A 15,457-nucleotide genomic window follows, 5' to 3' on the forward strand; every position below is an offset into this window, starting at 1 on the left:
ATTTAGCATACTGTTTCAGAAAAGGGGAGGGGGACATTCCGAAGGAATTTGCAAAAAAGAAGGCGTTTTATTCGGGGATAAAATGATAATTTACATTCGTATGCGTAGCGATTTTCCGGATCCACGCTTAAACTTTCCCACTCTTCCAACGCTTCTAAAATTTCTTGTTCACTCCGTGCCAATTCTTCCAATTCATGCAACATTTCTTCATCCACCACCTTTGTTCGATTATCTACTGCCGACAGCATCGTCAACCACGGCCATTCCGGTGCTCGCTTAATTTCGCGGCGGTATTTCTTCCATTTTACCATAAACTGTGATAAATCAAGCACGTGGAATTCAAGATCGATTTTCCAGCGAAAATCTTGCGCAAAACAAAACGAGCGCCGTGGAAAAAGGCGCTCGATGGAGTGGAAAATGCGATTTTTTGTAGGTTGCGTCATTCTTTTCCCGAATGGGCAAACAGCACCTCTCCCCGTTCTCACTCCGGCAAGTCGCCAATCCATTTGACCCAGCCGATGATGGTGCTTGCTCTTCGTTGGAATGTCGATTCGGAGGCGATACCGTATAGGTCGTGTTGTTTCATTTTTTCCACGACGAAGTCTTTCGACACGGTTTGTCCGTTGCGCATATATTCGTCATACACGTCGTAGGTTACTAATACATCCCCGTTTTTTCAAAGTGCACTTCCCCTTTTCCATAACATCTTACTTTTCCTTGCAAAACACCTTCCACATCGTATCGGTGCCGTTCCCATGGATTGGCCAAAATCTCATATGCTTCTTCTAAAGTTACTGTTGGGTCAAATCCAAAGGCGCGAGCATCTTCCACATAGCCTTCAGCAGCCACCCTTTTAGCATCGTCAGATAATTCGGTGAATTTATAAAGTCTCATCACTTTCCTCCTCTTCCCTCGATAAATTATTTTCAGTAGTTGAGCAATTTATGTTACAATAATTACCATAAAAAACAACTAGGTCACCCCTTATGCCACGTCGAGCTGTTTTTTTGCGAACAGTATGCCAACCGATTACGCCAAGAACAGATTGTCTAAGAAGTGGTTATTTAAGACTCTTTGATACCAAAAAACAGAAGCCCCGCGACTTCTGTTTTTTGGATACGACAACCACTCCGTGAAAACACGAGTAAATTATTTCACGTTTATATGTGTATCAATCTCAATATTTACAAGGCTGGCGCCGCTAGGCAACAGTTCCTTTAACTTTTCGACAGAAGAAGCAATAGGAATGTCCTCCCCTATTTCTTCCATATAGTCGAGCACTGTCAACAATACATCCTCTGCCATCTCTACAGCCTCCACCAACGTTTCTCCGTAGGTAAAGCAGTTGTCCAAATCCGGAAACGTGACGATATAGCCATCGTCCTCTTCATCTTTTTGAATGATTGCGTAAAATTGATATACAGCCATTTATTATCCTCCAGTGGTTCATTGTTCATGGACATCTTGCCAACAAATCGATTATTTGTCGCTGGCGTTCTTCTAAAACCTTTGGTGTCCACTCGTCTTTCTGGTCAATAAATACTTTGCTTCCTTTGAAAACGTCCATATGTCCTTTTAAGTAACGTTCCTTTTTCTGCTTAAAATCTAAGTTGCTTAACGAACTATTTTTTCTCTTGCTAATGAGGACAAGGTTAGCAATTTTATCTGTCCAATACGCTCTCTCGTCCTCTGTGAAATCTTGTGCCCATTGACTATTCTTATCCGGATTTTGCGGCAAAATATGCTCCACACTTATGTTTTTATAACCAGATAAATGAACAGTATTATCCCCCAATAAATACTCCATCTTTAACAACAAATACTTTGCATATTGCTTTTTGTACACGTTACCGCTAATCTGTCGCTTAAACTCCTCCACATCCACTGAAAAAATGTCATCATTATTTATTAAATCATTCACATTAGACACATCCGTTTGTTCAATGGCTTTTAAAATATTATTCATCGCTTCTAATCTCGGAGTTGAATTTACCCCAGAAATCCAATCACCAGCAAACTTAAATTCCAACTTCCGTAAAAATTCATCTATCTTATTTGTTTTAAACTTAGCGTAATAATACATGACAGGAGGTATCCAGTCCTCTGAACGGAATCCTATCTTCATAATAGTAATGAGATTTTTAAATGCGTTACTCAACTCATTGTCAGCTAATTCGATGACATTTTCGTACACTTCATCATACTGTTTAATAAAATCCAGCGTTTCTTTTCCTTGCGTCAGCTTCCCAGCTTTATAAATCTTTTCCTCAAATTCTTCCAATAAATTTGTTCTCGCTTTCTCTTTTACGATAATTGTTCTGACGAAGTTTAGAAAACGATCAAATCCCTCTCCAAAACGCCCCTCGATCTCTTCCCAATATTTCGCATACTTTTTTATTTCTTTTTCATTATGCAATTGCCCGATGTTCATTGATTTAAGAATATCTGCGCTCGTTAAAGGGATACCTCTATCATTTAATATTGTAAACATCCTAAACGCATCTTCCGTATTATCCGTTGATACGTAAATAACCAGCGCTTTATTAAAAATAAACTTAACAAATTCTCCTAGTTCTTCTTTATCTTCTAGCTGCTCTCTTAATACAAGTATCGCATTAGCCATATTGGAAATTGATACATTATCTTTTTCTTTTTCTACTTTCAATTCATCAATTAACGTAGTTCCATCTAAAGCAATAACATATTTCTTTATAAAATCTTCTACTTGATCCCTAATCTGGTAGGTAATACGTTGCCTTTCAGGTACCATATCGAGTTCATCAGCTTCTTGATAAATTTTCTGCTGAAGGTTATTTTTAAACGCTCGTTCTTCTAGCAAATCTCTTAAAACAGCAAACATTAAAAAGAATGTGGTTAACCGCTGCTGCCCATCTAACACTTCATATTCCGCAAAGTCTTTGTTTTTGGTTCGCTTTAACACAAGCGATCCAAGAAAATACTCGCTATCGCGCTTATTCATAAATGCGTAATACAAATCGTCAATTAGATCCTGTATATTTTCCGATTGCCAAACATAGGAACGTTGGTATTCGGGTATAACAAACCAAAAATCTGGGGAGAAAATTTTCTGTAATACTCTTTTATCGGCATCTATTTTTCCATATGTCATCGTATATACCTCATTGTTAAGAATTTAGAAAACAGTGTTTGAACCCGTTTTCTTGATACACCTACTGTTTCAATGTCACAAAAAACTGCTCCACCTGTTCCGGTTTTAATGTTCGAAGCAATTGGACAAATTCGGCATACTCGACTTCGTGTATGCTACGAATAGTTTCTATTTCATAACGGAGTGCCTCTTCAAACTCAGGAAAAACGGTAGCATACAGCAGCTGTCTTTGTTTCTCCAGCGGGTATTGGCGCTCTTGCAAATATAACAAAATATTTTTCAACTGCTGGATGAACAGCGGAGAATGCTGTGCCCACCGCTCTAATGGCTCATGCCAAGAAACAACTTGCCCCTCATTTTCCCCTTCAAACCAGCGCTGCAAAGCGTGGTACAGCGCCTTAAGCTCTGCCTCCGTCAACGTAACCCCTTTTCCCATTTTCTCATGAGCTGCATCCCAATCCCGTATATCAAATTTCGCCGGATAGCCGTTCCAGCTAATTAAATTAAGCTCTTTGCTCCATCCCTTCGTTGACTCCGACAAGACGGCAATTTTTTGTTTAATTTCAAATTGAATTTTAGACACGGCACTTCACCCCTATTTCGAATAAATCACTGAATCGAAGCCAAAAGCGTCATAATCCGCTCGGTAAAAATCGCGCACAAACGGTGAAATGCTGCGGAACGTTCTCCCTGTGTACATCAGTTGTACCTCTTTTTTCGCTCGCGTCACCGCAACATACAACACTTTCTTTTCATCGTTTAATATCGCGTCGTAATCGGCGTTGTAGCTGTCGCTGTTTTTATTGTCGCCCGCTCTTTTGTTCAAATCCTCGATTCTCTTTTTATTCGGATAATGTTCACGGTCAAAATGAATTAAAAAGACGTAATCAAATTCCAACCCTTTGACGCTGAACGCATCAGTGAAAAAGATCGGCTTTTTTTGTTTATTCAAATCAAATCGCTTGCCATATTGCGAGACCGTCACAACGTCAAAATTGCGATTGAGCTCCTGGAAAACAGGACATTGACGAATGAGATGACCATCCGCGTCATGCCGATGGATGACCGCGATTGTCGCTTCCGGATCGTGGCGATGAATGTCTTTCACTTGGCGGATGAGATGATGGTTCAATTCCTTCGCATGCGGGAAGTAATAAATACTAGGTTTCTTCCCTTCACGTACGAATCGCTGGTCATCGAAGCGATCATTTTCTTCATCTAGGAACTGCAGACTGCTCGCCAGCTTCATAATTTCTTTTGTCGAGCGATAGTTTGTCCGCAAATTCCTTGTTTTCCGCCCTTCAATGTGCAAGCCTAATTCACGGTACGAAAACGGGCTGCGTCTGTAAATACGCTGTTTCGGATCGCCAGAAACGACAATCGATTTTTTTACAAGCCCGATGAGTGCCTTCAACTGCATCGCCTGCAAATCTTGTACCTCATCAACAAAAATATAATCATACTTTAACGACTCTGGAATATCTTCTAAATGTTTCAAAAGTAACAACGCGTAATCTTCTAAATCTAAATAATTATGAAACTGTTTTTTCAACAACTCTTGATATTGTTTGTATAAATGAAAAATTGTACGTCGCTGCTCTTTTGTTAAACGCGGATTGTTCCCTCGGCCGGAACGCTCGCAATCGTAGTATGACTGCTCCGTAATAAAACCATTCGCTTTCATCCAAAGAATTTCGTCCATTAAAAACGTTCCCACGTGTGTTTTATAAAGTTTTTGCTCAGGCGGCAGTTGTTGATATTCATCGCTATCCATAAATGAATCAACGAGAGCGATTGTACGACGAATAATTGCATCCTCGTATCGGCGTATATTTTGTAAATTTACTCGCAAAAACTCAGCATTTTTAAAACCTATTTCTCTTAACAGTTCAGCAGCCATGTTATGAAACGTTGTCATATGAAGCGTATGCTTGTCTTTCATTTCATGGAATCGCTGCGATTGTGCAACTCGTTTTCGTGCATCTTCAATGAGCGTCGTATTGAACGAACAATATAAAATGCGCCGTGGGTCATTTTCCTGTTCCATCACTTTCAGCAATTTATACAATAGCGTTAAACTTTTGCCGCTGCCCGCCGACCCGTTAATTAACATTTGTTCTTCTTCTTGCTGCACAACGGAAATTTGTTCCGCGCTCAACGTAATATTCGGCAAAAGGCCGTGAGCGTCAAAATAATTCTGCCATGCCCTTGCCGATTTTTTCGCAAAGTCAAGCCGCTTTTTATGAAGATTAATTGTTGGCTGCATCAATGACATACTCACCATCCTTACACACGTGAAGAAATGGGCACATACGGCAATGCGCACCGCTCTCTGCTTCCACTTCATAGATGCCGACATGGTCGATCCACTCGCGAATATGCTCATCCTCTTTAAACGTATCATGATCATACTGATATCTCGCCTTCCAATTTTTCGTGACAAGATACCTGCTTTTCAAACGCTGAAGATATTTCATCGCCTTCGGATAATAGACGTTTTCGTATTGCTTATAGACTCGTAATCCGGAAATTCCCGACGTATCGAGCAAATTTTGTTTGAACGCATTCGTCCATTGCGGAAATAGTGGAAATATCGTTTCGCGGAACAACGCTTCTCCTTCCCCTTGTTCGCTGAGAAGGCGACCGATAATCGAAAACGCTTGTTGTTGATGGAAGTCGTTTTCATAAACGGGATGATGTTCAATCAACGCGTTCAAAAAGAACTTTCGCTTGCAAAAATCGCTGTCAAGCCATAACAAATCAGGAAGGTGTCGAAGCGGTTCTACAGAAAACGACGGCTCCTCGATTGCTGGAACTTCCCAAGAAAACTCCCCATCTTCTTCCGCAAACGTCGTTTCCTTCAAACCATATAATTCTTGCAATATAGTAAAATAAATGCTCGGTCCATCATGTTCCCGCCAATTTTGGATATAACTAAGCGTGACCGTTTCATTTCCAAACGCTAATAAGTGGTATAGAGCGTATACAGCCGTGCTGTTAGCTGCATGCCGCGAATAATAATCGACTAGCAAAGCATTAATCCGCATCGTTTGATTCAAGCCGATAAACGAGCGACGAATGCATTCTTTCATCCACGTATACGTCAGCACGCTTGGCAGTTCCGGCGTTTTCCATGGAAACAGTTGAAATGACATGCCCGTCAGATGCACATGTTTCGCACTCAATGCCTTGCCCACTAACTGATCGAAATTCAAAATTTTATCGTGCTTAGGCTCCTTCGCTCCGAAATGGAGGGAAAGAAACAAGTGCATTTCTTCTTTCGCAAACTCCCAATGCTCCGGTATCGAAAGCGAAAAGAGCATCTCCATCTTCATTTGGGACTTTGCGTCCCATTGTGTTTTCACAGAATCATACACTTGCTCTAATTCACGAAAATACGCGCGAACATTTCTCTTCTCTCGCTCCCCTAGTAACAAACGCTGCACTTTGCGCGCTAAGTCTTTCGTACACTCCATTAGCTGCTTAATAGTGATGTCGTATCGAGAACGATGGACGTATGAAAAGCTGCGGAACGGATTACTCAAATATTGCTTGACCCGATGGCGACCCGCCTGTTCTTTCGCGACCTCATCGAAAGCAGCGCTTACTTCTTGCAGATTAATGAGTGATTGCAACCGATCCATAATGTCCGCAAATGTCGCTATGCCTTCCATGTAGTCACGCAAATCAAGCAACAATGCGAGCGCTTGAGCTCCGTCAATTTCTCCATAATGCACCCATCCGGAGGTCATCATGTTCACATAATCGTCATACGTCAAAAGAACGCCCGCCTCTGTTTTTTTACATCTTTGCAACGATAGAAAAAATTTTCCGTATCGACTCGCATAAAAATGAGAGTTTTGATGGCAACCGACATACACGTTCAACTCTTCTTCGTAAGTCGCCAACACCTCATGCCGCTCTTTTTCGATCGGATAACGCTCCAAATATGTTTTTAAATCGGTCGGGTGAGCGAATGAAAGAAAATGAATGTCGTGGAACGGATCATCGGAAAGCGGAAAAGAAGCATCGACGTATTGGGCAAACTTCGCCCCTCTTAGTGGCTGAGAAGCCTCTACGCACTCCCAATTTCCTTCATCATTGCTCACATGCCGATAAATGTCACGCCACGTTTTGTATAAGTTTGGTGCCTCTGGGTTAAACGGAATGTAAAAAACGATGTCAAACCCAACTTGTGCAAGTAAATAAAATAGCATCATTTTAGGAGCATCAATATAATCAATATGATGGATGCAAATCACATGAGCTTCATTCTCAAGACCTAACGCTTCCGCTACGCTTTTTCGCGAAAGGTGGGCGCGCGCTTTCCAATATTCTAATAAGACGTTATCAGAGCGTAATGTTTCCATCATGCCAATGAAAAACCTCTGCTCCTCGTTTAACTTTAACGAAGGAAGAGGAGATAAAGAAAATGGCCCGATTTCTGCCAAAAAACGGACGGCTGCATAAAAATCATCAAGCCTCTTCTCCAAGTACGCGACCTTTTCCTCCAGCGCATGGCGATGCACGTAATCGCGAATGAGCGATCGTATATACACTTCCGTGTAAGGATGATGCCACTTGGGAAACAACGCCTCAATAAACGACGGATACGACCAAACGCAATTTGCTTGGCCACCAATACTGCTTAAATAGTCGGCAAAAGCGGCACTTTGTGCAATATGAATTTCTCCACTTTTCATTCGAAACTGTTCATAAAACTTTTTTGTATGCTTGTAATATTTCACTTTAAACATGCAGCATCTCCCCACTTTCGAGCAAGTCATCCCAACATTTCACCGTGTATTGACTCATTGGCGAAGAACTATTAACATACACCGCCCTTTTTGCTCGTGTTAAAGCGACATATAACAACCTTGCTTCTTCTGCTGCTATTTCTTGCTTTTCTGTCCCTATATGCTCTTTATAGTGGCTATTTTGCAATTCAACCCCATTCCAATTGATATAATAACCGACACGCCATCTAGCACTGTGAGGAGTGAAAAGTACATCAGTCATCCCTTGTTTCGTAAAATTGCTTTTCGTCAACGGCAAGATGACATAATCAAACTCAAGTCCTTTTGCCTTATGCACGGTCATCACCTTAATGCGGTGAGTTACTTCCTCTTCTTCTAATTTCTCTTCGTTTTCTGTTGCATCCGTTGCCATTTTTACTGCCAAAAACGCTTCGATATCATATAAGGTAGCGCGAAAGCCGCCGAGCTCTCTTTTCAACAAATACAAGAGCCGCTCTAGGTTCATCTTGTATTCTTTCATTTTGGCAACCGCCTCTTTTTTCTGTAACTCCATATCTCCATCTGGAAACCGCCTCCGCAAATGCGCATAGTAGCGGAGCCGGAACACTTCATGCGGCTTGACGTCCGCAATGATTTTTTGCAGCACATCAAGCGCTGCTTCCGTATTCCAATTGTAGTTTTCATCGACAGACCGATCAAACGGCTCGAGCAATTCTAGAATAAACTGCTTCTCTGCAGAATAAGCGGAGAGCACGCGAGCAATCGTTAGGTCGTTTTCTCCATAAGAACTTTGGTGAAACAAATACCGGTCTTTCGCTACTTTCGGATGGGTCAATCGGCGAATGAGCAAATAAAATTCACGAACAGGCAATGAGCGATAGAAAGCACCTGAAACGACCGCATCGCAAAAGAATCCGATATGCTCAATCCGTTTGACCGTCTCAAGCACTTCACGGTTGGAGCGGACAAGCACTGCGATATTTTTCCCTTGGAGGCGAGAAAGCAAATAGTTGAGCGACACATCATCTAATTCCAGTGCCACTAGCCCTTCTTCGTCCTCTTGACCTTCGCGTCCAGGAAGCAACTCATCTGTGTAGTCAAACAAAAATTTTTCCACGACATGTGGCCATTTTCGAAACAACGTGTTCAATTGCCGAAGCAGAATTTGGGTTGAGCGGTAATTTTTCTGCAAAGCATACAAGCGATACGAAGCTCCTATTGCTTCAAGGCGTTGTTGTAATTGAGAAAAGGCGGTATAGTCGGCACCTCTGAATCGGTAAATGCTTTGTTTGACGTCCCCCACCGCAAACAGCTGACAGCCATATTTTTCGACAAGCCAACTGATAAACGCTACTTGCACCTCATCTGTATCTTGCATCTCATCGATAAACAAATAACGAATATCAAGTGTCAATGCATCGGAAGGGAGATCAGAAAGCCACGCTAGGCGGCTAATTAAATCGCCCATTTCTAATGTTTCTTCTGCTTGTTTTCGCTCGTCGAGTTCACGAATAACACGTTTGATTACATAATCGGCAAGCGCGTGAAACTGGTAAATATCGCTGCCAAAATCAAGTGTTTGTACTCGTTCGGAGGACATTGATTTATGTTGAATTTGTTCAATCATCTCGTTCAGCGAACGAATGATTTGATAATGAGGAATGTGGCGAAACCGATCGTATATCTCTGGTTGCTCACGGGAAAATTGGTCAATATATTTTTCAATCGCTCTCTGCCGCTCATGCTTATATGAGCGAATTTTCATCGTGCGGGAAAAGCCGAGCGCCTGTCCTTCTGACACAAGGAACTTGCGGGCAAACGAATGGATTGTTCCAATCGTCATGCTATCGATTTGTTCCATCCACTCTAAATACTTCCGATCTTTCGTCATATCATAATAGTTTTTTAGCTTTTGCAACAGCTTTGCCCGCATATGTGCCGCCGCTTCGTTCGTGAAAGTAATCATGACCGCGGTACGCAAATCGAAAGAAGGATCGATATGCTTAAGAAACATAAGACGGTTAATCATCGTTGTCGTTTTTCCCGTACCTGCACCTGCTTTCACAATGCAATGGCTGTTCGTATCATCGTGTTCTAGCAAATATTGTTCTTTATTGAACGAACTGTTTTGTGCCAAATAGTCTAATAACTTCGAATCATCCACACGACCATCTTCAATAAACTGCGGACGTTCTGCCCATTCTGGCGAATAGCGTACAAGCGATATGTACAACAATTCTTTTTGATACGCTTCTTGAAGAACAGGATTTTCCAGTAATAGTTCCGGATCGTCAAATGTCAGCACATATACTTTTCGTCCACTTTGAACATACTGACAGATCTGTTGAAGACACGATAGATGAAGGTCAGGTGAAAAAATCAACAAAGAATACTTCGCGCTGTCCATGGCTCCACAACACTCCTAATTATTCTCATCCATCATACATTATAACGCGATTTCTAAAAAATAGGTGAACTATTCTAGATTTCATCCGTAACATTTTTTAGCAAATTAAATAGGCACGTCGGTGAAGCACCAACGTGCCTTGTGCATCGTTCGAGTGATAAGAGGGCTAACCTCCTTCCCCTTACATTTCCCAATCTTCCCCTGCCCAATACCAAGCGGGGCGGTATACAGTTACTTGAGCACCGTTCGGTGAATAACGAAAAGTGATACGATGCGATTTTAATGGGCTTAATAGATCTTCCAGTTCCTCGTTTCCTAGCACCCAAAGTGCTCCGTTGTTTTCTCGATTGTCGAGTACTTCCAATCCTTTGAACCGCAAATAATCGACAATATTGCTGCCGTCGATCAACTCCCATTCATCACTAAAACGGGCACCTACTACCTCAACTTTTCCCGTGTTTATAGACATCTTGTCAACCGTCCGTACTTTAGTGGACTTTAGTTCAGGCGTTGGTTTGACGTTCACTAAAACGGCAGCTGCTTCATTCCGAGAATCAGTGTGAACAGTTTGCAGCTCTACTGTTGAGTTATCATTAAAATCTTTCCGTCCTCGAATGGAAGGCGTCATTTCGAAAGAACTGACATCGCCCATCGCCTTCTCTTGAACGGTAAAATCACGAACACCTGCTTGCCCATTGAAAGGTTGGACCTCTTGGTTGTCGGACGCAACTTGATAAAGGGTAGACTGGCTTAGTGTTTCGTGCCTAGTCTCTTCATTTATCGAAGAAATATTACCAAGCGACTGCACCTCATAAGGCTCAATCCCCATTTCCTCTAATTTAACCCACAGACCTTCAAGAGCGCGATCGGGATCGCGGTAAAAGTCGCGACCGCGTACACGCCAAAACGTCCAGCCAATCCGCTCTAACATATACTGCCGCTCCATATCCGCTTCCCACTTCTCAATCCCATGGAATTTTTCCCCATCGCATTCCACTGCCAAACGATTACGCATCCCCTCCACCACGAGGTCAATGCGCCGTCCTGCTACTTTCATTTGCGGAATGACACGGAATCCCCGTGCGCGAATGCGGCGAAGCACTTCCACTTCAAATGGAGAATCACACATTTGCTCTAACTCTTTCATCTCCTCTTGCATGCGCGCTGGATTTAAACAATATGAAAGCAAACGATGCCGCAAATCCTCGGGTTTCAAGTCTTCTAATCCCACCGAATGATAGAGGCGCATTTGATTGCGTGCGCGGCTTGCAGCGACGTTAAAAATTTGCTGGAAGTTTTTCTTCGTAAGCGATTGGAAGCGGCGATTCGGCGCGACGACCATCGACAAGAACATAATATCGCGCTCATCCCCTTGGAACGCGTAGGCGTTGCCACAGCGAATTTTTCGTGTGATAATTGCTTGCTCACCGATTGTATTGCGTAAAAGCGTTTCAATAAGCTCGTGCTGTTTATTTCCTTGTAACGCTATCACACCAATTGTCTGACCGTCGTATGCTGGGTCTTCTAATAACGCAGCGATATCCTGAACAATTTTTTCCGCTTCCGGTCTGTTAATCGCCTCTGTTCCATCCGAGCAATAGCCGTCTACAACGCGAATCGCCATAACGGGTGGCGTCAACATTTCTTCCTTGGTCGGCAAACGAAGAGGAATCATGTTGCCGTTGTAGCTTAAATCGTTAGAAAACTGAATAATTTCCGGCACGCAACGGAAGTGCTCTTTTAGCATGAGCCGTCCTGATTTCGGGAAAGTTTGGTCGGCTATATCGTATAACGACGTTTGCAAATCAAATAATCTCGCATTTGGAATGCCTTGCAAATATTGCTGAACGAGGTTCGTGACATCTTCGGACTTCACGCCTAAATCATACGGGCTGATTTGTTCGTCATCCCCGACGACGATGACGCGTTTAGCGCGAAGCAACACAGGAAGAGCAAGAATATTGCATTGGCTACTTTCATCGACAATCACGACGTCGAACTTTTCATTCGTGACCGGAAAATTCTCTAACACTTGCTGAATCGGCATAATCCAAACTGGAATCGCCCCTTGGCATTTCGCCATTTCTTGCTGCGCTTCCCGCAAATACATCGCCGCGTTTTTCCCTGTTCCTTTTCCATAGCGCCTAATATACTTTTTCCAAGCGAACAAGGCCCGTTTTTGTTCTTCCGTTATGCTTTCAAGTTGATATTTCCAGCTCGAGTCCGCAACGATTTGTTGAATAAGCTTTTGCTGAGTACGTTGCTCCTGTTTTATGGCGTTTTCCAGTTCCACCGAATCAAAATGATCCAATTCATGGAGCCATGTGTGAAGAGCCTTGAACCTCCAAGCTACATGAAACGATGCTGGCATCGGCTCATCTTGCCCTAACAGACTTTCGATCCATTGCGCCGTTTTTGGTGCAGCGTTCTTCATCGTAGTAAGCAGCGATTCGAGTCGTGCCGCTTTTTGTTTCGCTTCTTGCAGGCGATCAAGGTTCTCAAGTGTTTCTTTCCAAGCAAGTATGTCTTTTGTTTGTAGCGCTTGTAACAACTGTTCCCATATTTGATGGGCGTTATGCTGCTTCATTCGTTGCTTCAGTTCTACTTGAATTCCTTCATATTTTTCCTGCCACTCACGCAGCTCACATTTACGAATCTCCTGGTTGACCGCTTGGCGGAGGAGATTATATGTCGACAGTTCCTCCCATTTTAAAGACATAGAGGCAGCGACTTCTTTGAACATTAAGCGAAGCTGGTCTATCTTCCGCACCATTTCAAACACTTGATGAATAACTGCTAATTCATTATCCATTTGGCTAATCACAGTCGGGCTATCCTCAATGTGTGTTCCCCCAAGCGGTTCCATCATATTGTTCCATTTTCGAATGAGCCGCTCTTTTTCTTCTTGCGCCGCGATGTATTGTTCGATGATTTCAAACTCTTGCACCGTTTCGACCGGCTTGTTGTTAAGCACCGGTTCCTTAAATAAATACTTGACATCTTTTCCTTTTAGTAAAAAGTAAATCGCTCCCGTTTTCCTTTGTTGTAGCGCTTCTTTCGCTTTCATGACGTCTTGTTTGAACGCAAATAACGGCTTCGTAGGAGGAGTGATGGCATAATCACTTAATTGTTTATAAGAAAGAAGCAACGACTCAATCGTCTGCTTGACATCAGAAGCAAACTGCTCCCAAATTTCCTTGCGCACACCGCCGCTATCAACATCTTGCAGTATTGCGCGATAAAGCGGCCGTTCAAACAAATGTCCCCCTGCTAAAATATAGTTCAGTACAGCTATCGCCTCATGCAACACTTCTTTTGGCAATGGAACGGAAAAGTCGGTTTCTCCTTCTTTCACCCGTTCGGCCAACGCATCCCCTTCGGCTAAAAGCGTGTGAAAATCTTCCGTTGAAAGAATTGATTGACGCTCTGGCAATTCGTACAACAAAAGGCGGTAATCGGTTGGAGTTAGTTCCCCCCTCAATCGCCAAAGCTCCGCAAACTGTTCCTCCGACATCGGCGCCGCGCGCTCGATTGCGATATCATCGGCAATCCAAGCATACGGAACGGGCGGATTTTGCAGCATACGCGCCGCGTCCGCGCGAAAAATCACTTTTCCAGCCCAATCGATCGTTTCGTGTTCTTTCAGCGCCAGACGACGCAACTCTGTTCGATATTGCGCTTCCCGTCGACGGCTATTCTCTAGCTCCTGTTTCGCCTGTTCGATATCTTTAACCAATTGCTTGATATCGACATTTCCTAGCTTTTCTGAGATGGAATGGATAGAATTTTCCATTTCCTGCAACGAATCACGGCTACCGCCAAGTACCGGAACGCATAAGCTTTGAATGTCCTTTGGAATTTTGTCGCGTAATACGCGAAGCGGACTTTCTTTTTGGCTCGTAATCAACACTTTTTTTCCATGCGCAAGTAGGTGGGACACTAAATTGGCAATCGTATGTGATTTTCCTGTCCCTGGTGGTCCCTGCACGCTTACGCCGTAAGAAACGGCGATACGTCTGGCAATTTCTTTTTGATCTTCGTTTGCAGGAAGCGGAAAAAACAAGTCTTTTTGTGCTTGTTTCCATTCGTCGGCATCAGTCGGAATAGCGGCGACCTCTTCCCCAACAAGCGATTGAATCGCAAGGGGCACCTCGAGCGTTCCTGCTTGAATCCCTTGCAAAATCATGCGCAAATCCCGCTTTAGCACGCGCTGATCTTTTGGGCGCACCATAAATAAGAAGCGTTGATACAGCTTTGGGGCATCCCCAGTAGAAAGTGGGATGCGAGTATCTCGAACATACTCCCCGTTAGCATCAAGCAAATGGACAAGCTTAGCAAACGACTCATCTAGTACATGAAAGATATCCTTCGTCAGTTCCATCTCTCGCCATTGATCTGCCATGTCTTGAATTTGTGGCGCATTTGGAATAGCAAAGCCGCTTAATGCTTCCAATTCCGCCTGTATGCCGTTAGTTGCTGGCTTGACGTGGAATATGCCTTTTTCCGCTAAAAACTCTAACTCCATTCGCACCGTCACAATCGGATGCTCAATATTTTCCTCTTTTCTCCACGTGAGCATCCCTGCACCAAAGACGAGCTCTAACCGCTCCCCTTCGCGCTCAAAACGTTGGTACACTTGAAAAAAGTCTTCGTACGTTTTCTTTTCTTGTTTCTTACGTGCTAGATGTGCTCTCCAGTTTTTCCATTCCGCAAGCCACGTTTCATACATCCGCTGCCGATTGAGATCGTCCGTAAAACGTTCTTCTCGTTCACCATCCTCTTCCACGATAACGCGGATTGGTTTAACACGGACTGTTTCAAGCTTCCAATCGTTATAATTATCTTCAAGCCACCCTTGTAGCAGCTCCGGAGGCGACGGCGGAATTTCCTCCTTTTTGTCAATATGTACCTTTCTTACTTCTAGCCACACATCATGAGGTTCGCTTGGAAATATGGTACAATTATCCAGCTTAAAAAACTCTGCATCCCATATGTAAAAATCGTTATATTCACGATACCGGCGAATTACCTTACTTCCTTGATTACTTAGTTCAATGAGATACTGAAAAAGACGCTCGATCTTGTTGACACCCATACATTCACCCCATCTCATCTTTCCAATAGAACATCTCCATTATAAACATCTTTCACCATTTGCGCGAC

At 43.1% G+C, this 15,457-nt stretch carries 9 protein-coding genes and 1 pseudogene; all 10 read right to left on the minus strand.

Annotated elements, in window-relative coordinates; all coding sequences use genetic code 11:
- Positions 1–2 precede the first annotated feature (2 nt).
- The 10 genes and pseudogenes from GGR02_RS17570 to GGR02_RS10710 all read right to left on the minus strand — a co-directional run bounded on the left by GGR02_RS17570 (position 3) and on the right by GGR02_RS10710 (position 15,389).
- Entirely contained in the window at positions 3–443 is a 441-nt protein-coding gene (locus GGR02_RS17570) for a hypothetical protein (RefSeq protein WP_260175072.1), read from the minus strand.
- Positions 444–481: 38 nt separating this feature from the next.
- On the minus strand, positions 482–646 hold the full coding sequence (locus GGR02_RS10670) for a DUF7226 domain-containing protein (RefSeq protein WP_458294262.1): 165 nt from the start codon (positions 644–646) through the stop codon (positions 482–484).
- An 11-nt stretch (positions 647–657) separates the two neighbouring features.
- Positions 658–894, minus strand: coding sequence for a hypothetical protein (locus tag GGR02_RS10675; protein ID WP_183184750.1), 237 nt, complete (start codon positions 892–894; stop codon positions 658–660).
- Between the two features lie 255 nt (positions 895–1,149).
- Positions 1,150–1,428: a type II toxin-antitoxin system HicB family antitoxin gene (locus tag GGR02_RS10680; protein WP_183184752.1), complete on the minus strand. Its 279-nt coding sequence runs from the start codon at positions 1,426–1,428 to the stop codon at positions 1,150–1,152.
- Positions 1,429–1,453: 25 nt separating this feature from the next.
- Positions 1,454–3,130, minus strand: a complete 1,677-nt coding sequence (locus GGR02_RS10685; protein WP_183184754.1) for a DUF262 domain-containing protein — start codon at positions 3,128–3,130, stop codon at positions 1,454–1,456.
- A 391-nt stretch (positions 3,131–3,521) separates the two neighbouring features.
- Positions 3,522–3,713, minus strand: a pseudogene (locus GGR02_RS17575) (YdbC family protein); the annotation flags it as partial.
- Between the two features lie 12 nt (positions 3,714–3,725).
- Entirely contained in the window at positions 3,726–5,405 is a 1,680-nt protein-coding gene (locus GGR02_RS10695; protein WP_229706257.1) for a UvrD-helicase domain-containing protein, read from the minus strand.
- Complete coding sequence (locus GGR02_RS10700) at positions 5,380–7,887, minus strand: hypothetical protein (RefSeq protein WP_229706255.1); 2,508 nt, start codon at positions 7,885–7,887, stop codon at positions 5,380–5,382. Before GGR02_RS10700 ends, GGR02_RS10695 begins: the two co-directional genes overlap by 26 nt.
- Positions 7,880–10,192 carry a UvrD-helicase domain-containing protein gene (locus GGR02_RS10705; protein ID WP_229706253.1) on the minus strand — a complete coding sequence of 771 codons (2,313 nt, stop codon included), beginning with the start codon at positions 10,190–10,192 and terminating at the stop codon, positions 7,880–7,882. The genes GGR02_RS10700 and GGR02_RS10705 overlap by 8 nt, the downstream gene beginning before the upstream one ends.
- 283 nt (positions 10,193–10,475) lie before the next feature.
- Complete coding sequence (locus tag GGR02_RS10710; RefSeq protein ID WP_183184760.1) at positions 10,476–15,389, minus strand: AAA domain-containing protein; 4,914 nt, start codon at positions 15,387–15,389, stop codon at positions 10,476–10,478.
- Positions 15,390–15,457: the final 68 nt, after the last annotated feature.

The organism is Anoxybacteroides voinovskiense, assembly GCF_014196205.1.
GTDB classification, from domain to species: Bacteria; Bacillota; Bacilli; order Bacillales; family Anoxybacillaceae; genus Anoxybacteroides; species Anoxybacteroides voinovskiense.

Bases quoted from the DNA above. Each gene is read 5' to 3' on its own strand.
- GGR02_RS17570 (WP_260175072.1), bottom strand. From the start codon at position 443: ATGACGCAACCTACAAAAAATCGCATTTTCCACTCCATCGAGCGCCTT.
- GGR02_RS10685 (WP_183184754.1), bottom strand. From the start codon at position 3,130: ATGACATATGGAAAAATAGATGCCGATAAAAGAGTATTACAGAAAATT.
- GGR02_RS10675 (WP_183184750.1), bottom strand. From the start codon at position 894: ATGAGACTTTATAAATTCACCGAATTATCTGACGATGCTAAAAGGGTG.
- GGR02_RS10695 (WP_229706257.1), bottom strand. From the start codon at position 5,405: ATGTCATTGATGCAGCCAACAATTAATCTTCATAAAAAGCGGCTTGAC.
- GGR02_RS10700 (WP_229706255.1), bottom strand. From the start codon at position 7,887: ATGTTTAAAGTGAAATATTACAAGCATACAAAAAAGTTTTATGAACAG.
- GGR02_RS10680 (WP_183184752.1), bottom strand. From the start codon at position 1,428: ATGGCTGTATATCAATTTTACGCAATCATTCAAAAAGATGAAGAGGAC.
- GGR02_RS10710 (WP_183184760.1), bottom strand. From the start codon at position 15,389: ATGGGTGTCAACAAGATCGAGCGTCTTTTTCAGTATCTCATTGAACTA.